The organism is Rhodomicrobium sp. R_RK_3 (assembly GCF_002198715.1).
In the GTDB taxonomy this organism is placed as follows: domain Bacteria; phylum Pseudomonadota; class Alphaproteobacteria; order Rhizobiales; family Rhodomicrobiaceae; genus R-RK-3.
This window is the reverse complement of record NZ_MWLK01000038.1, coordinates 1-25,550: the sequence shown is the minus strand read 5'-3', so window position 1 is coordinate 25,550 and position 25,550 is coordinate 1. Positions and strand designations below refer to the sequence as shown.

The following is a 25,550-nucleotide window of genomic DNA, read 5'->3' as shown; positions in this document are numbered from 1 at the left end:
GCTGACGGGGTTTTGGAGCAAGTTCGGCGTATTAAGCGGGGGCAGAGCGGATTGCGCCCTACTCGGCGGCCCGCGGGGTCAGCAGGTTGGCGAGCAGCCGCTGCACTTCGTCGGCGGCATAGGGCTTGTTGATGCGCGCGATGGTCTGCAGATGGGTCGGCAGCAGGGCCATGTCGGTATAGCCGGTGGTGAAGGCGAATGGGATCCGCCGCATCAGCAGTTGATCGGCGATCGGCACGCTGAGGTCCTGGCCGAGGCTGACATCGACGAGCGCCGCATCAACATCCTCGTTCAGCACCGCCTCCAGCCCCTTGGCGAGGCTGCCGACGGGGCCGACGACGCAAAGGCCCTCGCGCTCCAGTTCGATCTGCAATTGCATCGCGACCAGCGGCTCGTCCTCGATGATGAGAATGCGCCGCCCCGTCATCGGCAGGGCCTCGCCGATCGCCTCCGGCCGCGCGGCAACCGCCACCTTGCCCGGCGCCTTCTGCCCGGCCGCGTGGAGTTTGACGCCCCTCTGCTCCAGCGCGCCTTCGAGCGTGCAGATCAGCCCCTCCTCGCGGAAATCGCAATCCAGCGTCGCGCCGAACTCGGCGGCGGCGGCGCGCAGCACGGTCATGCCAAAACCCATATGGTCGGGCTCGCGGACGGCTGGTCCGCCGGTCTCCCGCCAAGCCAGCTTGACGCGGCCCGAGCCGCCATTGGCCATGCGCTGCCAGGATATCCGGATCGCGCCGCCGGGCACCGAGAGTGCGCCATATTTGACGGCGTTGGTCGCAAGTTCATGCAGCACCAGCGCCAGAGACTGCGCCGCCTTCGGGCCGAGGCGCAGCGGATCGCCCTCGATCTGGATATTGCCGTGGCCGGCGGAGCGGAACGGGCTCAGAAGGGCATCGACGAGATCGGCAAGGTCGGCGCCGTCCCAATTGCCGCGCTGCAGAAGGCTATGCGCCTGCGACATGGCCTGGATGCGCCCGTCCAGCGCGTCGACGAAATCCTGCACCGACAGTGCGCGCGATTTCGACAGCCGGGCGATGGCGCTGACATTGGCCAGCACGTTCTTGACGCGGTGATCGAGTTCGGCCATCAGCAGGCGCTGGCGGACTTCGGCCTGCTTCCTGTCGGTGATGTCGAGAATGGTGCCCATCAGCCGGTCGTCCTGGCGGCCGTCAGGGTCGGTCGAATGGAAGATGCCGCATCGATTGAGCAGCCAGCGCACCGAGCCGTCCGGCGCGACGGCGCGGAATTCCTGCTCATGCCGTTCGGTGCGGCCTTCGCACAGCGCCAGCATCCACTGCTGCACGGTCTCGCGGTCCTCGGGATGGATAAGGTCGAGAAAGGCGTTGAGCGTCAGGTCGCCATCGGCCGCGACGCCGAGCATGGACTTGAGATTGTCGGAATAATGGAAGCGGTCGAGCGGCACGTTGTAATCATAAGTGCCGAATTCGGCGGCTTCGCTGGCGAGCCGCATCCGCTCCTCGCTCTCGCGAAGCTGGGCGAGCGATGCCGTCAGCTCGGCGGTGCGGGTGGCGACGCGTTCCTCGAGCTCGCGGTTGAAATGTTCGAGCGCCCGGGTCTTGCGGTGCAGATCGACGAAGATGCGCACCTTCGCCCGCAAGATCTCCGGCACGACCGGCACCGGCAGATAATCCACCGCGCCGGTCTCATAGCCGCGCACGAGATCGAGTTCGGACATCTGGATGGCGGAGATGAAGATCACTGCGATCTTTTCGAAACGCGGATGCTCGCGCAGCATCTTGACCAGCTCGAAGCCGTCGAGCTCCGGCATGCAGACATCCATCAGGATGACCGCGACGTCGTTCTTGAGAAGGCACGCCAAAGCCTCCGACGCCGATCCCGCCGCGATCAGGTTCTCGCCCAGATCGCGCAGGATGACCTCATAGCCCAGCAGTTTCGCCGGCTGGTCATCGACGAGCAGGATATTGACGGGGCCTTCGAGGCTCATCGACTACCGCCGCCCCGCCTAACGATGCAGCCACATCCGCAGGGCGGCGAGAAGCTGCTCGGTGTTGACGGGCTTCGCCAGATAATCCGACGCGCCGGCCTCAAGACATTTTTCACGGTCGCCTTTCATGGCTTTCGCCGTCAGGGCAATGATCGGCAAGCGCCGCCAATCCGCATTGCCGCGAATGAACTGCATGGTCTGATAGCCATCCATCTCTGGCATCATGATGTCCATCAGCACTACGTCTATATCGGGCGTCGCCTGAAGCATGCGGATCGCCTCATTGCCGGTGGTCGCCGTCAGGACGCTCATGCCGCGCCGCTCGAGCACGCTGCTCAGCGCGAAAATATTGCGCACGTCGTCGTCCACCAGCAGCACGGTCTGCCCGATCAGATTTTCATCCGAGCCGTGCAGCTTGTCGAGCATTCTCCGCTTTTCAGTGGGCAGATCCGCAACAACCCTGTGCAGGAAAAGCGCTGTCTCGTCGAGCAGACGCTCTGGCGATTCGACGCCCTTCACCACGACGCTGCGGGCAAGGCTGTGGAGCTGGGCGTCCTCCTCGGCCGACAATTCGCGGCCGGTGAAGACCACGACGGGGATGTCGGCCAGCAGCCGGTCGTCGCGCAGCTCGGTGAGGATGTCGAAGCCGGAAATGTCAGGCAGCTTCAGGTCGAGCACGACGCAGTCGATGAGCTCGCTGCGCAGGATCGACAGGGCCTCGGCGCCCGTCGCCGCCGTGACGATGTCGAGATCGTCATGGCCGAGAAGCTGCGAGATGGTGGCCTGGGCGTCGGAATCGTCCTCCACCACCAGCAGGCGGCGGCGATGCGGTTCGGCGAAGCTTTTCAGCTTGGAAAAAGCGGTTTGCAGGCTCTCGGTGCCGGCCGGCTTGGTCAGGAAGCCGAAGGCGCCGCGCCTGAGGCCGTGCTGGCGGTCCTCCTCGAGGGTGACGACCTGGACCGGGATATGGCGGGTCTGCGGGTTCTGCTTGAGCTGGCTGAGCACCATCCAGCCGAGCATGTCGGGCAGGAAGATATCCAGCGAGACGGCGGTCGGCTGGTATTCATTGGCGAGCGCCAGCGCCTCGCTGCCCCGGCTCGTCACCAGCACCTTGAAGCCTGTGTCGCGGGCGAGGTCGAGCAGGATGCGCGCGTAATGCGGGTCGTCCTCGGCGATCAGCAGCACCTGATCGCCCGGCTGGATGTCGGCGCGGTCGTCGGCGATGCGCTCCTCGGTCTCCTTCGGCAGCAGCGCGGCCAGCGCCTCCTGGGAGGCGGGCAGGACGTGGCCCTTGGAGGCGAAGCTTTCGTCGGCAGGCCCGGCGTAGTTTTGGGGCAGATAGAGCGTGAAGGTGCTGCCGGTGCCGGGCGTGCTGTGCAGCCGGATCTCGCCGCCGAGCAGGCGCGCCAGTTCGCGGCTGATGGCGAGGCCGAGGCCGGTGCCGCCATATTTGCGGCTGGTGCCGGCGTCGGCCTGCTGGAAGGCCTCGAAAATGATGCGCTGCTTCTCCGGCGGGATGCCGATGCCGCTATCGGTGACCTCGAACGCCACCACCGAGGAGGCAGCCGAAAGCACCGGATGATCGGCGCTCCAGCCTGAGGTGGCGGCGGCGACGCGCAGTTGCACCCGGCCTTTTTCGGTGAATTTGAAGGCGTTGGAGAGCAGGTTCTTCAAGACCTGCTGCAGGCGCTTGGAGTCGGTGAGGATGTTGCGGCCGACGCCGTCATTGACGTCAAGATCGAAGACCAGGCCGCGCGATTCCGCCTCGTGGCGGAACGGACGGGCGACGCTTTCGAGCACGTTGGTCAGCTTGATGTCTTCGACATCGACGCTGACGGTGCCGGATTCGATCTTCGACAGGTCGAGGATGTCGTTGATTAAGTTCAGCAAATCGGTGCCCGCGCCGTGGATGGTGCGGGAGAATTCGATCTGGCGGCCGGTCAGGTTGCCGTCGGCATTGTCGGTGAGCTGCTGGCCCAGGATGAGAATGCTGTTCAGCGGCGTGCGCAGCTCGTGCGACATGTTCGCCAGGAACTCGGATTTATATTTCGAGGTCAGCGCCAGCTCGGCGGCTTTTTCTTCCAGCGCGCGGCGGGCGTGCTCGATTTCCTGGTTCTTGCGCTCCACTTCGAAATTGCGCTCGGCGAGTTGCTGCGCCTTCAGCTCGAGCTGTTCGTTGATCTGCTGCAGCTCCTTCTGCCGGGTCTGCAACTCGGCGGCGAGTTGCTGCGACTGTTCCAAGAGACCTTCCGTCTTCATCGTCGCTTCGATGGAGTTGAAGACGATGCCGATGCTCTCGGTGAGCTGTTCGAGGAAGGTCAAATGCGCCGCGTCGAACTCGTTCAGCGAGGCGAGCGCGATCACCGCCTTGACCTGATCCTTGAAGATCACCGGGAACACGACGAGGCTGCGCGGGATGGCATCGCACAGCACCGCATCGACGCGGGCGGAATCTTGCGGCATGTCCGGCACGAGAATACGGCGGCGATCGACCGCGCATTGCCCGATGAAACTGTCGCCGAGGTCGAGGCGGCGCGGATGGCCGTTGCGCGGATCGTCGGCATATTTGGCGAGCAGGCGCAGATGCGGATGCTCGCCATTGTCCATCTGGTAGATCAGCCCCTGATGCGCGCTGACCAGCGGCACCAGCTCCGACAGCAGCGTGCGCCCGAGCGTGGCCAGATCGCGCTGGCCTTGCAGCATCGAGGTGAAGCGGGCGAGGTTGGTCTTCAACCAGTCCTGTTCGGTGTTGCGCTCCGTCGTCAGGCGCAAATTCTCGATCATGGTGTTGATGTTGTCTTTGAGCTCGGCCACTTCGCCGCGCGCATCGACCTGGATCGAGCGGGTGAGATCGCCTTTGGTCACGGCCGTCGCCACGTCGGCGATCGAGCGCACCTGGCTGGTCAGGTTTTCGGCCAGCAGGTTGACGTTGCCGGTCAGCGCCTTCCAGGTGCCCGCCGCGCCCGGCACATGCGCCTGACCGCCGAGCCGCCCCTCGACGCCCACTTCGCGCGCCACGGTCGTCACCTGATCGGCGAAGATGGCCAGCGTCTCGGTCATGTTGTTGATGGTCTCGGCGAGAGCGGCGACTTCGCCCTTCGATTTCACCGTCAGCTTTTGCTTCAGGTCGCCGTTCGCCACCGCGGTCACGACCTTGACGATGCCGCGCACCTGCTCGGTCAGATTGGCGGCCATGACGTTCACGGTGTCGGTCAGGTCTTTCCAGGTGCCCGCGACGCCCGACACTTGCGCCTGACCGCCGAGGCGGCCTTCGGTGCCCACATCATGCGCCACGCGCGTCACCTCGCCGGCGAAGCGGTTGAGCTGGTCCACCATGGTGTTGATGGTGTTCTTCAGCTCGAGGATTTCGCCCTTCACATCGACGGTGATCTTGCGCGAGAGGTCGCCGCGCGCCACGGCGGTCGTCACCTCGGCGATGTTGCGGACCTGCGCCGTCAGGTTCGACGCCATCGAGTTCACGCTGTCGGTCAGATCCTTCCAGGTGCCGCCGACGCCCGGCACGATGGCCTGGCCGCCGAGCCGCCCTTCGGTGCCCACCTCGCGCGCGACGCGCGTCACCTCGGCGGCGAAGGAGCGAAGCTGCTCCACCATGGTGTTCAGCGTGTCCTTCAGCAGCAGGATTTCGCCGCGCACGTCCACGGTGATGGTCTTCGAGAGATCGCCGCCGGCAATGGCGGTCGCGACTTCCGCGATGTTGCGGACCTGGGCGGTCAGGTTGTTCGCCATCAGGTTCACGTTGTCGGTCAGATCCTTCCAGGTGCCCGCGACGCCCGGCACTTGCGCCTGACCGCCGAGCTTGCCTTCGGTGCCGACCTCGCGGGCCACGCGCGTCACTTCCGAGGCGAAGGCGTTGAGCTGGTCCACCATGGTGTTGATGGTGTTCTTCAGCTCCAGAATTTCGCCGCGCACATCGACGGTGATCTTGCGCGAGAGATTGCCGCGCGCCACGGCGGTGGTCACTTCGGCGATGTTGCGGACTTGCGTCGTCAGATTCGCGGCCAGCAGGTTGACATTGTCGGTCAAATCCTTCCAGGTGCCCGCGACGCCCGGCACGTTGGCCTGACCGCCGAGGCGCCCTTCGGTGCCCACTTCGCGGGCGACGCGCGTCACCTCGCCGGCGAAGCGGTTGAGCTGATCCACCATGGTGTTCAGCGTCTCTTTCAGCTCCAGAATCTCGCCGCGCACGTCGACGGTAATCTTGCGCGACAGGTCGCCGCTGGCGATGGCGGTCGCCACTTCCGCGATGTTGCGGACCTGCGCCGTCAGATTGCCGGCCATCGAGTTCACGCTGTCGGTCAGATCCTTCCAGGTGCCCGCGACGCCCGGCACTTCGGCCTGACCGCCCAGCTTGCCATCGGTGCCGACTTCGCGCGCGACGCGCGTCACTTCGGCGGCGAAGGCGTTGAGCTGGTCCACCATCGTGTTGATGGTTTCCTTCAGCAGCAGGATTTCGCCGCTGACATTCACGGTAATCTTCTTGGACAGATCGCCCTCGGCCACGGCGGTCGCGACCTCGGCGATGTTGCGGACCTGCCCCGTCAGGTTCGAGGCCATCGAATTCACGCTGTCGGTCAGATCCTTCCAGGTGCCCGCGACGCCGCGCACCACGGCCTGACCGCCCAGCTTGCCCTCGGTGCCGACTTCGCGCGCCACGCGGGTCACTTCGCCGGCAAAGGCGTTGAGCTGATCGACCATGGTGTTGATGGTCTCTTTCAGCTCCAAGACCTCGCCGCGCACGTCCACGGCGATCTTCTTGGACAGATCGCCGTTGGCGATGGCGGTGGAGACTTCGGCGATGTTGCGGACCTGCGCCGTCAGGTTCGACGCCATGGAATTCACGTTGTCGGTCAGGTCCTTCCAGGTGCCGGCGACGCCCGGGACCTGCGCCTGACCGCCCAGCTTGCCCTCGGTGCCGACTTCGCGCGCCACGCGCGTCACTTCCGAGGCGAAGGAGTTGAGCTGGTCCACCATCGTGTTGATGGTTTCCTTGAGCTGCAGGATTTCGCCGCTGACATTGACGGTGATCTTTTTCGACAGATCGCCGCCCGCGATGGCGGTCGAGACCTCGGCAATGTTGCGCACCTGGGCGGTCAGATTGCCGGCCATCGAGTTCACATTGTCGGTGAGGTCTTTCCAGGTGCCCGCGACGCCCGGCACTTGCGCCTGACCGCCGAGCTTGCCCTCGGTGCCGACTTCGCGCGCCACGCGCGTCACTTCCGAGGCGAAGGCGTTGAGCTGGTCCACCATGGTGTTGATGGTGTTCTTCAGCTCCAGGATTTCGCCCTTCACATCGACGGTGATCTTGCGCGAGAGGTCGCCGCGCGCCACGGCGGTGGTGACTTCGGCGATGTTGCGGACCTGCGTCGTCAGATTGGCGGCGAGCAGGTTGACGTTGTCGGTCAAATCCTTCCACGTGCCCGCGACGCCCGGCACCACGGCCTGTCCGCCCAGCCGGCCTTCGGTGCCCACTTCACGGGCGACGCGCGTCACTTCGGCGGCGAAGGAGCGGAGCTGGTCCACCATCGTGTTGATGGCTTCCTTGAGCTGGAGAATCTCGCCGCGCACGTCCACGGTGATTTTCTTGGACAGATCGCCATGCGCCACGGCGATGGTCACCTCGGCGATGTTGCGCACCTGCGCGGTCAGATTGCTCGCCATGGAATTGACGCTTTCGGTCAAGTCCTTCCACACGCCGGTCACTTCGCTGACCTTGGCCTGCCCGCCGAGCTTGCCGTCGGTGCCGACCTCGCGCGCCACGCGCGTCACTTCGGACGTGAACACGCTGAGCTGACGTATCATTGTGTTAACGATGTTTGCCGAGCGCAAAAACTCGCCCTTGAGCGGGCGCCCGTCGACCTCCAGCCGCATGGTCTGCAACAGATTGCCCTGCGCCACGGCCTCGATGGTGCGGGTCATTTCCGCTGTCGGCCAAAGCAAATCCTCGACCAGCGTGTTGACGGATTCCTCCATGGCCAGCCACGCGCCGCCCTTGGCGCCGAGCCTGACGCGCTGGCGCGTGCGGCCGTCGCGGCCGACATGCTGGCCGACCTGCTCCAATTGCTGCGCCATGCGCTGATTGGCCGAAACGATCTCGTTGAAGGCGTCCGCCACCTTGCCCCACAGATGGGTCCAGTCGCCCGGCAGCCGCACCGAAAAATCGCCGTCGCGCACGCTATGCAGGATGGCGAGAAGCTGATGGATCTGCGGGTCCGCCTCGCCGTTTTCGAAGCTCGGATAGGGAATCGCCTTGGAGGCGGCGGCGGCTTTATCGGCGGAGATCGGCGGCGTCGATGTCATTTACGGCTCCCTTGCCGGTCATACGAGACATGGCGTCCCGGTCGGCACCGATCCGCCAAGATTTGATGATCTAATACAATACGCCCTTGCCCCAGGGGGCCTGATGATCCGAAAGCCGGGCCGCGGCCGAAGAAAACCAGCCAGCTGGAACGCACGGGCCCCAGTTTGGTTCCAAAGAAATTTACGGGCCGCGTCAGTTTCGCCCTGGCCTGATCCCGTAAGCGCTCTTGGGAACATCCGTGGCCGGAGCATCATTCGTCCCAAGACGAAATTCACCAGTGAGTAGAAGTGGCATGGCAAATTATGCGGAAAATTGGCGGAATGCCACCCCCTTGCGGCCTATCGCATCGCGTGTGCGGCTGGAAGCGGGGCTGGAGCTGGCCATACTCGCCGTGATCGGGGCGGCGATCATCGGGCTCGGGCTGATGCCGCTGAGCTGGCGCGGCACGATGGTTTCGGCGGCGGTGTTCGCGCTGCTGGCCTGTCTGGTGAACGCCGGACTGAGGCTTCACGCGCCTCATCGCCATTTCGGCATCGCCAACTCGATCACGCTGAGCCGCGCGGCTTTCGGCGTGCTGCTGGTGGGCCTCGCGGTGCAGCAGGCCGAGGGCGGCGGGCTGCTCACCGATGCCGCCTTCCGGTGGAACCTGATCGCCGCCGCCATCATCGCCCTGCTGCTCGACGGCGCGGACGGGTGGATCGCGCGGCGGGGCAGAATGACGAGCGAATTCGGCGCCCGCTTCGATACCGAGACGGATGCGCTCTTCGTCATGGCGATGACGCTGATGCTGACGGAGGCCGGCATCGTCGGCGCCTGGGTACTGGCGAACGGGCTGATCTATTATGTCTTCCGGCTGGCGAGCCATATCTGGCCGGTGCTGGGGGGTCCGCTCTTCCCGAGCTGGCGGCGCAAGGCGGTCTGCGTGGTGCAAATCGCCTTGCTGGTTGCGGCCTTGACGCCGGTCATGCCGGGCTGGGCTGCAAGCCTATGCTGCCTGACCGGCCTGGCGCTGCTGCTGTACTCTTTCGGCATCGATACGGTCTGGCTGATCGGCCGCTCGCGTTTCCGCTATGCCGAGATGTTTTCGCGGTAGAAACGCGGCCGGCGGTACTAGCCGCTGCCGACCAGCGCATGGTACGGCTCGCCGTCCCTGCGCTTGGCTTTACTTCGCCTTGCGGTCGCCCTTGTCGCCCTCGCCTTTCTTGCTGACGGTCTTGGCATGCTGGCGGCGGTCGGCGGCGAGCGACTTGCCGACATCGTCGCTTTCCTTGAACTGGCCCTTTTCATTGCGCCGCACATAGCGCTTGTCGGTGCCGGTATCGATGAGTTCTCGTGGCATGGTGGCCTCCTTAAACAGAGGCAACGCCCAGCAACGCCGTTGGGTTCGGCGCAGTTTGCTTCAAATCTAAAAGATAGGAATTAGCGCTTGCCGCCATGCAGCGCGGCGAGAACCGCATCGCGCAGCTCTTCCGGCTTGACCGGCTTGTTGACGCAAGGCGTTTCGGCCGCATCCGGGTAGACTTCGAGGCCGGCGCCATAGGCGGTGCAGAACACGAAGGGCGTGCCCTGGCTGCGCAGACGCGAGGCGATCGGAAAGGTCAGCGTGCCGTTGAGATTGATATCCAGGATGGCGCAGTCGAAATTGTCGCGGTCGAGCGCCTGGCGCGCCTGCTCGTAGCCGTAGGCGATGGTGCTGACGGTGCCGCCCATTTCAGACAGCATCTCGCCCGTGCGCAGCGCCTGGACCATCTCGTCTTCGATGACGAGAAAGCGATATCCGGTAAGGCTCTGTGCGGTCTGCTGCAATTCCGATCTCCCAAGACGCGGGTTGACAGGTTATGGAGAACACTTGGAGTTGCAGTCAAGTTCCTGGCCGAAGTTGCTAACCGGCGTCGGCCGGCTCGTCCGCAGCGCCGATGCCAGCCCCGATGATGCGGTAGACCGTATTGCGAGATACGCCGAGCCGGCGGGCCGCTAGGCTGATATTGCCGCCGGTCTCGGCGAGCGTCGCGCGCACCCGTTCCTTGCGCAGATCGCGCAGCGAGGCCTCGGCGGCGGCCGGCGCATTGAGGTCCACCGTTGCTGCGCGGCGCTCGCAGGCGGCTTCGATCAGCGGCCGGTCGATGACGCCGTCGATGGCGCCGAGGCTGGCGCGCAGCAATTCATTGCGCAGCTCGCGGATATTGCCGGGCCAGTCATGGCTCGCCAGATGCTCGACCGCGCCCTGGGTGAGCTTGCAGCCCGGCGCGTGGCTCGCCAGCAGATGGCGGGCAATGGCCTCGATGTCGCCGCGCCCGGCAAGGCTCGGCAGGGACACTTCGAGCGTGTTCATACGGTAGAGGAGATCGGAGCGGAAGCGCCCGGCGGCGATGGCGGCGTCGAGCTTGACGTTGGTCGCCGAGACCAGTTGCACGTCGACCGTCCGGCGCTGGCCGCCGATCGGGCGCACGGTCCAGTCGTCGAGCAGCCGCAGCAGCACGGCTTGCAGCGGCATCGGCAGGTCGCCGATTTCGTCGAGGAACAGCGTGCCGCCATCCGCCTCGCAGACAAGGCCCAGCGAGCCGCCGCGCCGCGCGCCGGTGAATGCGCCCTCGGCATAGCCGAACAGCTCGGCCTCGATCAGGCTGTCGGGGAGCGCGGCGCAATTCACCGGAACGAACGCGCCCTTGCGTCCGCTCGCGGTGTGGGCATGGCGGGCGAGCAGCTCCTTGCCGGTGCCGGTCTCGCCCCGGATCAGGATCGGCAGCTTGCGCGCCGCCGCCGCCTCGACGCGCGCGACGATGGTGGCGACGCGCTCGTCATCCGCGACGAAGCCCGGCTTCACCGTGCCCGCGATTTTGCCGATGGCGATTGGCGGCGGCTTCTCGCGCCGGTGCAGCGGGTCCAGCACGGCGAAGAAGGACGCGCCCGCGCGGTCCTTCAGCCGGACCGGGGAGCGCTGGCGCAGGTCGCGGAAGACAGCGTCGAAGCCGGTGGCGAACACCGCTTCGAACTCGGCGGGCTCGGCGAAGGAGCGGCCGTGCAGAAAACTGCGCGCCTCCTTGTTCGCGCCGACGACGCAGCCATCCGAGCGCAGCGCCAGCAGCCCTGCGGTGAGGCTGTTCAGATATTCGCTGCGGTGGTGGAAGGCGATGATGCTGTCGTCGCGGTGGCGGTCGCGGAACAGGCCGTTCTCGATCTGGGTGGCGGCGAAGCGGACCAGCACCTGCGTGTGATATTGCCGCGAGCGCGTATAGGAGGAGGCGTCGATCACGCCGGCCAGCGCGCCGTCGGGCGAGAACACCGGATGGGCAATGCAGGTCAAATCGAGGTGGCTGACGAAGAAATGCTCCGCGCCGTGCACGATCATCGGCCGCCGGTCGAAGGCGGCTGAGCCGAGCGCGTTGGTGCCGCAGGCGTCTTCCGACCAGACGCCGCCCGGCTGCAAACCGGCGGCGCGGGCGGTGGTCATGAAATCGGGATCGGAGAACACGTCGAGCAGCAGGCAGTCGGCATCGGCGAAGGCGATCATGAAGCTGGTGCCGGCGAATTGCTCATGCAGCCCATGCAACTCGGCGAGCGCCAGCTTGCGCGTGAGGCCGCTCTTCTCCCGCGCCGCTTGCAGCTTCGGCGCCTCGGCGATGCGGGGCGCGGGCGGTCGGCGCGGATCGAGGCCGAGCGCGAGACAGCGCTGCCAGCTCTGATAGATGTCGGCGGACAGCAGCTCGGCCGAGGGCTTGCCCTTCTTCTGTAGGATGCCGTGGGCCCTGAGAGCCGCCGTGTCGCTAATTCCCATGCTGCGCCTCCAACCGGGGCCGCCGGTTCCGTCGCTGGACGATGGTCACAGGCGCTTCCGTCAAAAACGATCCCAACAAACAAGGGGGAAGCGCGGAACGTTTCCTTCCGAGGTCGCGCCGAGGCCGGAGTGGAGTGAGGCCCGGCGGACATCGCCGTTGCGCGGCGTTTCATGCGTTTCTTGCATATGATCGTAGCATCCGCGCGGAATGCTGGCCAGCAGCTTCTAGGTCGCGCCCTGGCACTGCTCCATAACTGTGAAGAAACGCAACAGTTTGTTCCGGCTATTGTTGCGAAAGACAACAGTGATCGGCGGCACAGGCGGAAAATTCCATATATATTTCAGCGCATTTCAATTTGGCATGAAACTTGGAATACATCCGAAGCCGGACGCCGCCGGGCTTTCAACTGGGAACAGCGGAAGGCCCGAGCATCATAGCGGAAAATACTTATGGGAGCGAAGACGCCATGAAAGCAGCCGTCCTCCACCGCTATGACGCCCAGCTCGCCGCCGACCGCTTCGTGGAGTTCGAGGACGTCGCCGATCCCGTCATCAAGAAAGCCACCGACGTCATCGTGCGCGTCGGCGGCGCGGGCGTCTGCCGGACGGACCTGCACATCGTCGAGGGCATCTGGCGCGACAAGGTGGACATCGCCCTCCCCTACATCATGGGCCATGAGAATGCCGGCTGGGTCGAGGCCATCGGGCGCGGGGTGACGAGCGTGCGCGTCGGCGATCCCGTCATCTGCCATCCGCTGGTGACGAGCGGCCATTGCCTCGCCTGCCGCCGCGGCGACGATATGCACGCGGCCGAAAGCAGCTTTCCCGGCATCAATGCCAATGGCGGCTATGCGCAATATCTGCTGACCGGCGAGCGTGCGCTGATCAAACTGCCCCGCAGCCTCGCGCCGAAGGATGTTGCGCCCTACACCGATGCCGGGCTGACCGCCTATCGCGCGGCCAAGAAGGCCTCGCGCCATCTGGTGCCCGGCGAATATGCCGTGGTCATCGGCGCGGGCGGCCTCGGCCATATCGGCATCCAGGTGCTGGGCGCGCTCTGCGCCGCCGAGATCATCGTGGTGGACCGCTCGGAGAACGCCCTCAAGCTGGCCGAGGAATGCGGGGCGCATCACCTCATCAATGGCGTGGCCGATCCGGTTGCGGCCGTCATGGAGCTGACCAAAGGCAAGGGCGCCGAGGCCGTCATCGATTTCGTCGGCGAGGGGGACGCCATCGCGCGCGGCCTCGCCATGACCCGCAATGGCGGCGCCTATTACATCGTCGGCTATGGCGGCCGCATCGACCTGCCGGCCATGGACATGATCACCTCGGAAAAGACCATCGTCGGCAATCTGGTCGGCACCTATGCCGAGCTGGTTGAGCTGATGGCGCTGGCCGATCGCGGCCGGGTGCATCTGGCGACGCGCGAATACAAGCTGAGCGAGGCGAACGAGGCGCTGCACGATTTGCATCACGGCCGCATCAAGGGCCGAGCGGTGCTGATCCCGTGACGACGCCCGCGCCCGGAGACGATGCGCGGGAAGAAGCCCGCATCGCCGAGCGGAACCGGCTGATTCTCAGGGTGATGGAGATCGACGCCAAGCGCCGGCATTTCGAGAGCCTGTCGATCGGGCTGGCTCTCGAGGCGGAACACGCCAAGCGCCTCGCCGGCGCACCGGACGCGACCGAGGCGCGGCGCGATGCGGCGGAAGGCTTGGCGAAGCAGTTCGAGCTGCTCACGCGGCAGCTCGAGAAATTCGCCGTCGAGCGGGAATGGCTGGACCGGATGCTGGCCGAATTGGATGGCGCGGCCCCGCCCACGCGCGATCCGCGCCAGGGCCATGCATAGGGGAGAGTTGGATGGGCAATAAACGGAACCGGCAGGCTGCAATGGCGCCGGCGGCGGCAACCCCAGACGCACCGCCGCCGGCCGCCGGTTTCCAGCCGATGCCGGAGCTGACGAGCGATGATCGCTTAAAGGACGATTTCTTCGTGCGCCTGGCCCTCGTGGCCGATACCGGGCTGAAGGCGCACGGCAAGGACTTCACGATGGGCGCGCTGCTCTTGTGTGCGCGCTTCATCGCCGAAGGCAAGCCGCTGATCCGGCCGCGCTCCGATGAAGGCGGGGCGGAACCGGGCTGAGGCCTGCTGGTCGGGCACGCCGACAGTAGCGTGCGAGCTTCGAGAAGAGGTCGGGCATGCCGACGGTAGCATGCATCACACAGCGTGAATCCGCGCGCCAAGCGGGCTGGAGCCTTCGTTCCTCCAGCCGGCCCGCGCGCAGTCGGACCTTGAAGGAGTTTTGAACATGGCACCCATGACCCTGAACAAGATCACCGCGCAGAAGGGCATCTCCATCGGTGAGGCCGCGAGCCGCGTCGCCGATCTCGGCTGGACGCCGAGCTATGTCCAGGAGGCGATGACCTTCCCCACGGACTACAAGATTTCCAAAGTCCCGAAAGACCCGATGAAGCAGGTGCTTCGCTCCTATTTCCCGATGCAGGAGGAAAAGGACAACCGCGTCTATGGCGCGCTCGATGCAGCGCTGCGCGGCGATATGTTCCGCAATGTCGAGCCGCGCTGGGTCGAGTGGATGAAGCTCTTCCTCGCCATCATCCCCTTCCCGGAGATTTCGGCGGCGCGCTCGATGGCGATGGTCGGGCGGCTCGCCCCCGGCGAGGAGCTGCGCACCGGCTTCACCATGCAGATGGTCGACGAGTTCCGGCACTCCACCATCCAGATGAACCTCAAGAAATGGTACATGGAGAACTACATCGATCCGGCCGGCTTCGACATCACCGAGGCCGCTTTCGGCAAGTGCTACGCGACCACCATCGGCCGCCAGTTCGCCGAAGGCTTTTTGACCGGCGACGCCATCACGGCGGCGAATGTCTACCTCACAGTGGTCGCGGAAACGGCCTTCACCAACACGCTGTTCGTCGCCATGCCGTCAGAGGCCGCCCGCAATGGCGACTACGCGCTGCCGACGGTGTTCCTGTCGGTGCAGTCGGATGAATCCCGCCATATCGGCAACGGCCATTCGATGCTGATGGCGATGATCAACGACCCTTCCAACCATCAGTTGCTCGAGCGCGACCTGAGATACGCCTTCTGGCAGAACCACGCCATCGTCGACGCCGCCATCGGCACCTTCATCGAATACGGCACCACCAACCGCGACAAAAGCAAGGAGTCCTATAGCGAGCTGTGGCATCGCTGGATCTATGAGGACTACTACCGCACCTACATGCTGCCGCTGGAGAAATACGGCATCAAGATCCATCACGATGACGTCGCGGCGGCCTGGGACCGGCTGGTGAAGAAGAATTACGTCCACAAGACCGCGCAGTTCTTCGCGGTCGGCTGGCCGGTGAATTTCTGGCGCATCGAGGCCCAGACCGAGAAGGACTTCGAGTGGTTCGAGCACAAATATCCGGGCTGGTACAACGAGTTCGGCGCCTTCTGGAAATGGTATGAGAAGCTCAGCCATCCCGGCGAGCAGAACATCCTGTTCAACACCGATTGCGGCTATGTCTACCCGCATCGCTGCTGGAGCTGCATGGTGCCCTGCCTGATCCGCGAGGACATGTGCACCGACGAAGTCGACGGCAAGCTCTACACCTATTGCTCCGACCAGTGCCGCTGGACGCATAAGGTCGCCTTCGGCGCCGAGTATGAGGGCCGCCCGACGCCCGCCATGGGCCGCTTCAGCGGCCGGCGCGAATGGGAGGACTGCTACCACGGCTGGGACCTCGCCGACGCCATCAAGGATCTCGGCTTCGTCCGCCCCGACGGCAAGACGCTGGTGCCGCAGCCGCATCTGCGCTTCGACGACAAGGAGATGTGGACGCTCGACCATGTGCGCGGCAACACGCTGGCGAGCCCCTTGCGCGGCATCCGCGCCTTGAGCCCCGAGGACCGGGAGAAAGCCGTCGCCGAATACCGCAAGGGCTTCACGATGCGGCCGATCTGACGCGAAAGCTTTGCGGGGGGCACGGGCGCTCCCCGCAAACGCCGGTTCCTGCTCTGGTTGGAAGGCTGTCCTGAATGCCGCTCAAGCACATGCACACGGTCAGGCTGGAACCGGTCGGCATCGAGATGGATGTCGAGGAGGGCGAAACCGTGCTGGAAGCCGCCTTCCGCCAGGGCATCGCGCTGATGCATGGCTGCAAGGAGGGCCAGTGCGGAAGCTGCAAGTCGCTGCTCGTCGAGGGCGACATCGAGCTGATGAAATATTCGACCTTTGCGCTGCCGGATTACGAGAAGGAGACGGATCACGTGCTCCTGTGCCGGACGCACGCCTATAGCGATCTGATCGTCGAGCTGCTGAATTTCGACGAGGATCTGCTGCGCCGCTCGATCCCGGTGCGCTCATACGAGGCGGAAGTGCGCGCGGTGTCGCCGCTGACGCAGGACATCCGGCTCTTGGAAGTCGCTATTGAAGCACCGCTAAAGTTCTGGGCGGGGCAGTATGTCGATCTGACCATTCCCGCGACCGGGGACACGCCCGCGATCACGCGCTCCTTCTCCATGTCGAGTGCGCCGAGTTCGCCCGAAGTGCTGAGCTTCATCATCAAGAAATACCCGGATGGCGCCTTTTCCGCGCGCCTCGACGGCGGCCTGAAACCCGGCGACCGGCTCACCGCCAAAGGCCCCTACGGCACCTGCTTCCGCCGCGAGGCGCGGCCCGGTCCGATGCTGCTGATCGGCGGCGGCTCGGGCATGTCGCCGCTCTGGTCGATGCTCGCCGACCATATCGAGAGCGGCGAGCAGCGCCCCGTCCGCTTCTTCTACGGCGCGCGCACCGCCGCCGACCTGTTCTACCTCGAAGAATTCGCCGCCATTGCGCGCGGCCTCGACGACTTCCGCTTCATCCCCGCGCTTTCCGATGCCCCGCCCGAGGGCTGGCATGGCGAGCGCGGCTTCATCCACGAGACCGTGCGCCGCTATCTCGCCACGGCGCAGCTCGGCGGCGAGATCGACGCCTATGCCTGCGGTCCTCCCGCGATGATCGACGCGGTGCTGCCGGTCCTGCAGATGGCCGGCGTCGAGCCGTTCAACATCCATTTCGACAAGTTCACCCAGCCCAGCAGCTAGCGAGTGCCAACAACCAGAACCACCAGGGAGGTCACGATGGGTGCCCAGCAGAAGCCTGACAGCAACACCGCCAGCCCCACCAAGTCGGGCGCGGCGGGCGCCGCCTCCTTCGCCGGCTCGGAAAGCCGCAAATATAATTACTTTGAGCCGAAGGGCCGCAAGGCGACGCATTACGAGGACATGACCGTCGATGTGCAGCCCGATCCGGAGCGCTACCTGCTCCAGGACTGGATCATCAATTTCCCCGATGGCACGCCGACCTATTCCAAGGACTGGACCAAGGTCAAAAGCGCTGACTGGCACAAGTTTCGCGCCGTCGACGAGGAATGGGAGCGCACCCATTACCAGCGGCAATCGACCATCTGCGGCATGGTGCAGAACGTCATCGCCAATGGCCGCAAATCCGGCGCGACCGCCCGCTTCGACAAGGCGTGGGTGAAGGTGCTGCAGGATCACCTCGGCGCTTACAAGCACGCCGAATTCGGCCTCGGCACGGCGACCATGCAGGCGCAGCGCTACGGCTACACCCAGATGATCAACAATGCGATCCTGACCAATTCCTCCTACAAGCTGCGCTTCGCCCAGGATCTCACGCTCTATCTCAGCGAGATCGCGCTGGACATCCCGGGCTTCGACACCGCCGCCGGCAAGAAGCATTGGCTCGAAGACCCCACCTGGCAGGCGACGCGCAAGCTGATCGAGTCGATCATGGGGGCGTCAGATTATCTCGAGCAGTATTTTGCCGTGAACATCGTTTTCGAGCCGCTGGTGGGCGAGTTGTTCCGCTCCGGCTTCGTCATGCAGCTTGCCGCCGCGCAGAATGATTTCGTCACGCCCGCCGTCGTCTCGGCGGCGGAGGCGGATTACGAGCGTAACCTGGCCAACACGGTCGAGCTGATCAACCTGCTCGTCACCGACCCGCAATATGGCGAGTACAACAGGGGCATCTTCTCGAGCTGGCTCGGCAAATATGGCGCGCTGGCGCTCGACGCCGCCAACAACCTGCAGCCGATCTGGTCGCAGCCGCGCGTGAAGGTCGCAACCTTCCAGGAGGCGCTGGCCAAGGCCAAGAGCCGGGTCGGCGCGATCTGTTCCGAGATCGGATTGAACCCGGCCGGCGGCTTGGCGAACTGAGCGCCCCGAAACCCCTATTGATGGAGCCGACCATGTCCCAGGCGCAGACCAGCATCTTCAAATCGATGAAGGACGTGCAGTTCGAGGAGACCATTTCCGACGAGTGCGGCATCACCATGAACGACAGCGTCGAGGCGCGCGTCATCGCCGAGGTGATGGGCCGCAACCCGGGCGTCATCGTCACCTACCTGCCGGCGATGATCCGCATCGACGGCCGGGGCAAGCTCGTCTTCAGCATGCCCGAGATCAGCCAGGAGCTAGGGCGCGAAATGACCCCGCATCTGTTCGAGATTTCCACCTCCACCCATTACGGCCGGATGGTCATGGTCGACGACGAGACCGTGGTGCTGTTCGGCCGGATGGAGGACGCCTTCCAGTATATCGGGCAATAGCGGGCGCAAGAAAAAATCAAGGGCGAGGAGGAGGAGACGATGTTCAGGACCAAGACGGGCGAGGAAATCTTCGTCATCGACGGGCACACCCATTTCTGGGACGGCAGCCCGGCCAATCAGAAGAACATCCACGGCAAGCAGTTCATCGACTGCTTCTTTGCCTATCACACCAATCTCAGCCCGCCGGAGGAGCGGTGGCCGAAGGAGAAATTCGAGAAATACGACGCCCGCACCATGTATGACGACCTGTTCGTGCGCGGCTATGACGACATGGCGATTTTGCAGCCGACATATCTCACCGACTTCTATAAATCCGGGTTCAACACCACCGAGCGCAATGCCGAGCTGAAGAAGACCCACCCCGACCGCTTCATCCTGAACGGCGCCTTCGACCCGCGCGACGGGACGAAGGGGCTGGAGCACATGCATGAGCTGAAGGAAAAATACAACATCACCGGCGCCAAGCTCTACACGGCGGAATGGCGCGGCGAGTCCAAGGGCTACAAGCTCTCCGACAAGGAGAGCTACCGCTTCCTCGAAGAGGCGCAGAAGCTCGGCATCCGGAACATCCATGTGCATAAGGGGCCGACCATCATCCCCCTCAACCGCGATGCCTTCGACGTCGCCGATGTCGATGACGTTGCGACGTCGTTCCAGGACCTCAATTTCATCGTCGAGCATTGCGGCCTGCCGCGCCTCGATGATTTCTGCTGGATCGCCACGCAGGAGACCAATGTCTATGCCGGCCTCGCCGTCGCCCTGCCCTTCATCCACACGCGCCCGGGCTATTTCGCGCATGTGATCTCGGAGCTGCTGTTCTGGGTCGGCGAGGACAAGATCCTCTACGGCAGCGACTACGGCATCTGGACGCCGAAATGGATCGTCGACCGGTTCATGGCCTTCGAGCTGCCGGATGATGTGGTCAAGGAGACGGGCGTGCCGCTGACCATGCAGGCGAAAAAGAAAATCCTCGGCCTGAATGCGGCGCGGCTCTACGGCATCGACGTCGATGCGCAGAAGGCCAAGCTGAAACGCGCCGCCTGACGGGAGCTTGACGATGCCGACGCAGCCAGCTTCCGCCGGAGCGATGAGCCATGCCTCAAGACTTGCCGAGGTGTGGGACAGCCTTTCGCGCGTGACCGACCCCGAGCTCGACCGCTCGGTGACGGAGATGAAGTTCGTCAGCGCCGTCACGCTCGGCGAGGATGGCCGCGTCGGCATCCGCTTCCGCCTGCCGACCTATTGGTGCGCGCCGAATTTCGCTTTCATGATGGCCGACGACATGCGCGCGGCGGTCGCGGCGCTGCCCTGGGTCAGCGCCGTCTCGGTGGTGCTCGACGAGCATATGTATGCCGAGACCATCAATCGCGGCATGGCGCAAGGCTGCTCCTTCGCCGATACGTTCGGCGAGGAGGCCGACGGAAACCTCGATGATGTCAGGCGCATCTTCCTGCTGAAGGCGTTCCAGCGGCGGCAGGAGGCGATGCTGCTGCATCTGCGCGACCTCGGCTTTGCCCCGGATGCGCTGGCGCGGATGACGCTCTCCGAACTGGACGCGCTCACGCTCGACGAGGCAGGCGCGCTCGCCCGCACCCGCTATCTCGAACGCCGCGACGCCGCCGGGCCGCTCGCCGCCGACGCCCTCGCCTTCGTCACCACCGAGGGCCAACCGCTCGCGCCAGCCGACTTCGCCGCGCATCTCAAGCGCCTGCGCAGCGTGCGCGTCAACGCCGAGTTCAACGGCGCGCTCTGCTCCGGCCTGCTCGCCGCGCGCTACGAGTTCGACACCACCACACCGCTGAAATCGCAACGCCCCCACTCGTAACCAAAACCGCCCGGAGGACGCGCCATGCCGAAAATGCTGCTGCACGACGAAGCCGCCCGCGAAGCGCTCGGACGGGGCGTGGCGAAACTGGCCCGCGCCCTGCGCGGCACGCTCGGCCCGCGCGGCATGAACGCCTTCATGGACCGCCCCATCGGCTCGCCCATCGTGTCGCGCGACGGCGTCAGCATCGCCGCCGAAATCGAGCTGGAAGACCCGTTCGAGAATATGGGCGTACAGGTCGTGCGCGAAGTCTCGCGCCAGACCAACGAGGTGGCGGGTGACGGCACCACCACCGCGACGCTCTTGGCGGATGCGCTCGTGCAGCAGGGCCTCGCCGCCATCGCCAAGGGCGCCAATGCGGTCGAACTGGTCGAAGGGCTCGCCATCGGCACCGAAGCCGCCATCGCCGCGCTGAACCGCTCCGCGCGCGACCTGGACGGGCCGGAACAGGCGCGCGCCGTGGCCAGCATCGCGGCGAATGACGAACGGCTCGGCGCCATGGTGGCGGAAGCCTTTGCCCGCGTCGGCGCGGACGGCATCGTCGATGTGCAATTCGGCGTCGGCGTCGATACCGCGCTGGAGATCATCGACGGCATGGCCTTCGACCGCAGCTATCTCTCTCACCACATGGTCACCGATGTCGAGCGGATGCAGGTGGTGCTCGACCACCCGCTGATCCTTCTCACCGATCACAAGATCGGCGGCCCGGACGAACTCGCCGCCGCGCTGGCGCTGTCGGAGAAGGCCAAGCGCCCGCTGCTCATCATCGCCGAGGACATCGCGCCCGGCGCGGTGATCCATCTGCTCACCCGGCGCGAGACCAGCAAGCGGCCCATCGCCGCGATCAACCCGCCCGAATATGGCCATTGGCGCAAGGCAATGCTGGAAGACATCGCCATCGCGACCGGCGGCCGCGTCATCGCCCGCGATCTCGGCGGCAGGGTCGATCAGGTTCAGCTCGCCGATCTCGGCGGCGCGCGGCAGGTCCGCATCTCGGCCAACCGCACGCTCATTACCGCCGGCGAGGGCGACGAAATCGCCATCGCCGCCCGCCGCGAGCAGGTGACGCGGCAATGGGAGGCCGCGCCGGAAAATATCGAGCGCGACAAGTTCCAGGAGCGGCTGGCCAAGCTGTCGGGCGGCACGGCGGTGATTCTTGCCGGCGGCGCGACGCCCGTCGAGCAGAAGCGGCGGCTGCAATTGATCGAGGACGCCATCAATGCGACCCGCGCCGCCATCGCCGAGGGCGTGGTTCCCGGCGGCGGCACCGCGCTGGTGCGGATCGCGCCTGAGCTTGATGAGCTGATCGGCCGCCAAACGGGCAGCACCCGCACCGGCGTCGAGCTGCTGCAATGCGCGCTCGCCCAGCCGCTCTTGACCATCGCGCGCAATTGCGGCCTGGACGCCGCAGCGCAATTGAAGCGGGTGCAGAAGGCCAAGGGCGCGGTCGGCCTCGATGCGAGGACCGGCGAGTTGCTCGATCTCGCCACAGCCGGGATCATGGACCCGGTCAAGGTCGCGACCACCGCGCTGCGCAACGCCGCCTCGGTCGCCGGGCTGATCCTGACCACCGACACGCTGATCGCCAAGCAGCCCGAGGATTTCGACCCCACCGCCGGGCCCGCGCTCGGCGGCGGCGCGGAAAAGCTCGGCCGGGCGTAACGGCCAAGGGCGTGGCTGGCGCATTGCCGCGCCACCCCTTGCGACATAGCGGCATCGTTACGGTCGTAGCGCGTCCCGGGCGATCCGGAATATTCGGGTAGCATCGCCCGCAGACGATGGACGTCGACGGCGCCTGTGCTAAGACGGACGCGATTTCAGCAGATGGACGATCGACGATGAGCAACATCCTCGCCAAAATCGAGCGCTATAAGCGCGAGGAAATCGCGGCCGCCAAGCTCGCGGTGCCGCAAGCGGAGGTCGAGCGGCGCGCCGCCGCCGCCCCGCCCGTGCGCAGCTTCGCGGCGGCCATTGAGAAGCGCCTCGGCGAGCGCCGCACCGCCCTGATCGCCGAGATCAAGAAGGCGAGCCCGTCGAAGGGGCTGATCCGTGAGGATTTCGATCCGCCGGCGCTCGCCCGCGCCTATGCCGCAGGGGGCGCCACCTGCCTCTCGGTTTTGACCGATGGCCCCTCCTTCCAGGGCAAGCCCGAATATCTCACCGCCGCGCGCGAAGCCTCCGGACTGCCTGTGCTGCGCAAAGATTTTATGTTCGAGCCCTATCAGGTTTTTGAGGCGCGGGCGCTCGGCGCGGATTGCATTTTGATCATCATGGCCGCCATCGACGATGCCGATGCCCGCCGCCTGATCGGGACCGCGCGCGATCTCGGCATGGACGCGCTGATCGAGGTGCATGACGAGGCCGAACTCGATAGCGCACTCACCCTCGACGGCAAGCTGATCGGCATCAACAACCGCGACCTGCGCAGCTTCGAGACGAGCCTCGAGGTCTCGGAAAAGCTCGCGGCGAAGATCCCGGATGAGCGCATCGTGATTTCCGAGAGCGGCATTTTCGCCAATGCCGACATCGTGCGCCTCGGCCGGGCCGGCATCGGCTGCTTCCTGGTCGGCGAAAGTCTTATGCGCCAGGCCGACGTTGCCGCCGCGACGCGGCAGTTGATCGGCGAGGTCTGAAAGTTTCGGAGAAAGATGAATTTGTGTAGACGGCAACAGATCGCTACCCCCGCCCTTGTCATTCGCGCGAAAGCGGGAATCCATTACGCCGCAGCGGTCGTAATTGCGGCAGAGAATTGCGGCTGACTTTGCCCTTTACTGGATCCCAGCCTTCGCGGGGAAGAGCAAGCTCTGGTTCCTATACCCAGTACGCCAGCACCGGCCAGAGCAGATCCCGGCCGGCCTGCCCTCGCCCGCGGTCCGCAACCGTCCGTCCTCGGTGTTTGCTACGGGGCCGCAGCGTCACGTCACAGCCGCCGGGCGAAGACGGCGCTTGCAAATTTAAACAATCGCCTTAATTTTGGAGAAACGGCGGACGTGCCGACGCTATCTTTCCGGAATATCGATGGTCAAAAGCATGTATTCAAAGGGCGCCGACAATCGCTCCGACCTTGTTGCAGCAGCGACGAAACTATTCCTGACGCGCGGCTTCGAAACCACATCCTTCCAGGATTTGGCGGAAGATTCCGGTGTCCCCAAAGGCAATATCTATTACTATTTCAAGAGCAAGGACGAGCTGCTTGAAGCTGTCATCGCCGGCCGGATGCAGGTGCTGGACGTGCAGCTCGAACAGCTCGACGTCTCCTCGCCCGACCCGCTGCAGCGGCTGAACAATTTCCTTACCGCCCTCTTCGCCGACACCGGCGAGCTGGTGCTTTATGGCTGCCCGCACGGCTCGCTCTGCCTGGAGCTGGCCAAGGGCAAGGACAGTCTGCTGCCGAAGGCGGCGGTGGTGCTGCGGCGGCTGGCGGAATGGTTCACCCAGCAGATGCGCGCCGCCCATGTGCCGGGCGACCCGGCGCAGCTCGGCCAGCATATGCTTTTGCGCATCGAGGGCATCACGCTGCTCGGCGCCACCTTCCGCGACCCCGAATTCGTCGGCCGCGAGCTTGCCCAGCTCCGCGCCTGGATCGACGACCTCCGCCCCGCGACCGCATCGATGGCGGCGGTGAGCCGGTAGGAGACTCCCCGGCAAGCTGGCTGAGGGTTGCGCGCCTGTAAAGCGGGCAATGCTTCTGCCTCCCGTTGTCCCGGACGCCGCAAAGCGGTGAGCCGCTGCGGCACGCGGTGATGCGAGTCGGCCCCGGCTCTTACGGCCGGGGCGACGCATGAGATGCAGACCTCCATGGCGAGAGGCGCCGCTGGGGGAGGGATTGGGCGTCCGGGCCGTCAGTCCGCGATCATGGCCAGCGCTGCCTGGCGGTCACCGGGCTTGAGCTTCAGGAACAGCGCGCGGGCCGCCTTGATGTCGCGCTCGGAGCCGCTGTCGGCGGCGGTCTTGAGGGCGACCGTGGTCGGATGAGTGGCGCCGCAGATGAAGACCAGCGCCTTGGCCAGACGCGCCATGGTGGCGCGGTCGATCGCCGTTTCCGCCATCGAAATCTCTCCTAGACCAATGCGTTCTCTCGTATCCGAAATCGCCGCGAAGGCGGGACCCGGTATTCACGAGCGCTGGATCGGCTCGCGACGTGACGTCTATGCTGCGGCGGACTGAATCCCCGCCTTCGAGGAGATTCGGATGCAGTGTACCTCAAATCCGTCCGCCGATCCCGCCTATGCGGTCCGGCGGAAAATGACGCACAGATTGTTCGACGGCATCTCGACGACCACGGGCGGCGCAAAGCCGTTTTCCTTGGCCACCGCCGCCACCGCTTCGAGGTCGCGCAGGCCCCAGGCGGGATTGCGCCGCTTCAGGTCGAGGTCGAACTCGTCGTTGCTCGGCGCGGTGGGCACGTCCGCGCGGCGGTAGGGGCCGTAGAGGAACAGCACGCCGTCCGGCGGCAGCACGCGCGCCGCGCCGCGCACCAGGCCGACGGCGGAGTCCCAGGGCGAGATGTGGATCATGTTGATGCAGACGACGACATCGGCGCGCTCGACCGGCCAGACGTCCGACGCCGCGTCGAGCGGGATGGCCGGGCGGATGTTGGCAAGGCCGAGTTCGGCGGTCCAGGCGTCGGTGCTGGCCCTGGCGGCTTCGTCGAGATCAGTCGGCTGGAAGACCAGTTCGGCAGGGCTTGCCGCCGCGAAAAATGTGACGTGCTCGCCCGAACCGCTGGCGATTTCCAGCACGAGGCCGCGTTGCGGCAGATAGGTCCGCAGCACGTTGAGGATCGGCTCGCGGTTGCGGGCGGCGGAGGGGGCGTAAAGCCGGGCGTCTTCGGTCATTTGGCATTTCATCGGGTTGGAGGCAGGCGTCAGGGCCGCATATGGCGCGCTCGCCGGAAAATCGCAACGCGCGCGGAGGTTTTCAGCGAGGTCCGGTTCCAACGGTAACGATTCCAACCAAACCAATCCGCAGCCAGACTCCCTCTCCCATGGGAGACCTTTGCGTATCGAAGGTCCTCTCCCCGTCGTCCCGGACGGCCGTCA

20 protein-coding genes are annotated in these 25,550 nt (G+C 65.3%); 13 read left to right on the top strand and 7 right to left on the bottom strand.

What is annotated here, in order from left to right:
• Positions 1–58: 58 nt before the first annotated feature.
• A complete protein-coding gene (locus BLEFHOIH_RS24830; protein ID WP_088348753.1) occupies positions 59–1,966 on the bottom strand; it encodes a response regulator in 1,908 nt (635 codons plus the stop codon).
• Positions 1,967–1,984: 18 nt separating this feature from the next.
• Positions 1,985–8,284, bottom strand: a complete 6,300-nt coding sequence (locus tag BLEFHOIH_RS24825; RefSeq protein ID WP_088348752.1) for a HAMP domain-containing protein — start codon at positions 8,282–8,284, stop codon at positions 1,985–1,987.
• Between the two features lie 293 nt (positions 8,285–8,577).
• Between BLEFHOIH_RS24825 and BLEFHOIH_RS24820 the strand changes: the two genes are divergently transcribed.
• On the top strand, positions 8,578–9,378 hold the full coding sequence (locus tag BLEFHOIH_RS24820; protein WP_088348751.1) for a CDP-alcohol phosphatidyltransferase family protein: 801 nt from the start codon (positions 8,578–8,580) through the stop codon (positions 9,376–9,378).
• Between the two features lie 69 nt (positions 9,379–9,447).
• Here the strand turns inward: BLEFHOIH_RS24820 and BLEFHOIH_RS26965 are convergent, their stop codons facing one another.
• From BLEFHOIH_RS26965 to BLEFHOIH_RS24805, 3 genes are all read right to left on the bottom strand, one after another.
• Positions 9,448–9,624 carry a hypothetical protein gene (locus tag BLEFHOIH_RS26965; protein WP_088348750.1) on the bottom strand — a complete coding sequence of 59 codons (177 nt, stop codon included), beginning with the start codon at positions 9,622–9,624 and terminating at the stop codon, positions 9,448–9,450.
• Between the two features lie 80 nt (positions 9,625–9,704).
• Complete coding sequence (locus BLEFHOIH_RS24810) at positions 9,705–10,091, bottom strand: response regulator (RefSeq protein ID WP_088348749.1); 387 nt, start codon at positions 10,089–10,091, stop codon at positions 9,705–9,707.
• Between the two features lie 76 nt (positions 10,092–10,167).
• Positions 10,168–12,060 carry a sigma-54-dependent Fis family transcriptional regulator gene (locus BLEFHOIH_RS24805; RefSeq protein WP_088348748.1) on the bottom strand — a complete coding sequence of 631 codons (1,893 nt, stop codon included), beginning with the start codon at positions 12,058–12,060 and terminating at the stop codon, positions 10,168–10,170.
• Positions 12,061–12,527: 467 nt separating this feature from the next.
• On the opposite strand from BLEFHOIH_RS24805, the gene BLEFHOIH_RS24800 reads away from it, so the two are divergent.
• From BLEFHOIH_RS24800 to BLEFHOIH_RS24745, 12 genes are all read left to right on the top strand, one after another.
• The gene (locus BLEFHOIH_RS24800; RefSeq protein ID WP_088348808.1) at positions 12,528–13,571 is read left to right on the top strand and encodes an NAD(P)-dependent alcohol dehydrogenase; all 1,044 of its coding nucleotides are present in this window, start codon (positions 12,528–12,530) and stop codon (positions 13,569–13,571) included.
• Entirely contained in the window at positions 13,568–13,909 is a 342-nt protein-coding gene (locus BLEFHOIH_RS24795; protein WP_088348747.1) for a hypothetical protein, read from the top strand. The genes BLEFHOIH_RS24800 and BLEFHOIH_RS24795 overlap by 4 nt, the downstream gene beginning before the upstream one ends.
• A 41-nt stretch (positions 13,910–13,950) precedes the next feature.
• Entirely contained in the window at positions 13,951–14,202 is a 252-nt protein-coding gene (locus BLEFHOIH_RS24790; protein WP_245297184.1) for a hypothetical protein, read from the top strand.
• A gap of 166 nt (positions 14,203–14,368) precedes the next feature.
• A complete protein-coding gene (locus tag BLEFHOIH_RS24785; protein WP_088348746.1) occupies positions 14,369–16,033 on the top strand; it encodes an aromatic/alkene/methane monooxygenase hydroxylase/oxygenase subunit alpha in 1,665 nt (554 codons plus the stop codon).
• Positions 16,034–16,107: 74 nt separating this feature from the next.
• Entirely contained in the window at positions 16,108–17,157 is a 1,050-nt protein-coding gene (locus BLEFHOIH_RS24780; RefSeq protein WP_088348745.1) for a 2Fe-2S iron-sulfur cluster binding domain-containing protein, read from the top strand.
• 36 nt (positions 17,158–17,193) lie between these two features.
• Positions 17,194–18,291 carry an aromatic/alkene monooxygenase hydroxylase subunit beta gene (locus tag BLEFHOIH_RS24775; protein WP_088348744.1) on the top strand — a complete coding sequence of 366 codons (1,098 nt, stop codon included), beginning with the start codon at positions 17,194–17,196 and terminating at the stop codon, positions 18,289–18,291.
• A gap of 32 nt (positions 18,292–18,323) precedes the next feature.
• Complete coding sequence (locus BLEFHOIH_RS24770; protein WP_088348806.1) at positions 18,324–18,683, top strand: MmoB/DmpM family protein; 360 nt, start codon at positions 18,324–18,326, stop codon at positions 18,681–18,683.
• Between the two features lie 39 nt (positions 18,684–18,722).
• Positions 18,723–19,727 (top strand): amidohydrolase family protein, encoded by a 1,005-nt coding sequence (locus BLEFHOIH_RS24765; RefSeq protein WP_088348743.1) that lies wholly within the window; start codon positions 18,723–18,725, stop codon positions 19,725–19,727.
• 13 nt (positions 19,728–19,740) lie between these two features.
• Positions 19,741–20,508 (top strand): iron-sulfur cluster assembly protein, encoded by a 768-nt coding sequence (locus BLEFHOIH_RS24760; protein WP_088348742.1) that lies wholly within the window; start codon positions 19,741–19,743, stop codon positions 20,506–20,508.
• 24 nt (positions 20,509–20,532) lie between these two features.
• Positions 20,533–22,170 carry a molecular chaperone GroEL gene (locus BLEFHOIH_RS24755; RefSeq protein WP_088348741.1) on the top strand — a complete coding sequence of 546 codons (1,638 nt, stop codon included), beginning with the start codon at positions 20,533–20,535 and terminating at the stop codon, positions 22,168–22,170.
• A 176-nt stretch (positions 22,171–22,346) separates the two neighbouring features.
• Positions 22,347–23,141 (top strand): indole-3-glycerol phosphate synthase TrpC, encoded by a 795-nt coding sequence (trpC, locus tag BLEFHOIH_RS24750; protein WP_088348740.1) that lies wholly within the window; start codon positions 22,347–22,349, stop codon positions 23,139–23,141.
• 385 nt (positions 23,142–23,526) lie between these two features.
• The gene (locus BLEFHOIH_RS24745; protein WP_088348739.1) at positions 23,527–24,141 is read left to right on the top strand and encodes a TetR/AcrR family transcriptional regulator; all 615 of its coding nucleotides are present in this window, start codon (positions 23,527–23,529) and stop codon (positions 24,139–24,141) included.
• A gap of 209 nt (positions 24,142–24,350) precedes the next feature.
• Here the strand turns inward: BLEFHOIH_RS24745 and BLEFHOIH_RS24740 are convergent, their stop codons facing one another.
• Both BLEFHOIH_RS24740 and BLEFHOIH_RS24735 read right to left on the bottom strand, forming a co-directional pair.
• Positions 24,351–24,557, bottom strand: a complete 207-nt coding sequence (locus tag BLEFHOIH_RS24740) for a hypothetical protein (RefSeq protein ID WP_088348738.1) — start codon at positions 24,555–24,557, stop codon at positions 24,351–24,353.
• 177 nt (positions 24,558–24,734) lie between these two features.
• Entirely contained in the window at positions 24,735–25,346 is a 612-nt protein-coding gene (locus BLEFHOIH_RS24735) for a DUF938 domain-containing protein (protein ID WP_088348805.1), read from the bottom strand.
• Between the last annotated feature and the right edge of the window lie 204 nt (positions 25,347–25,550).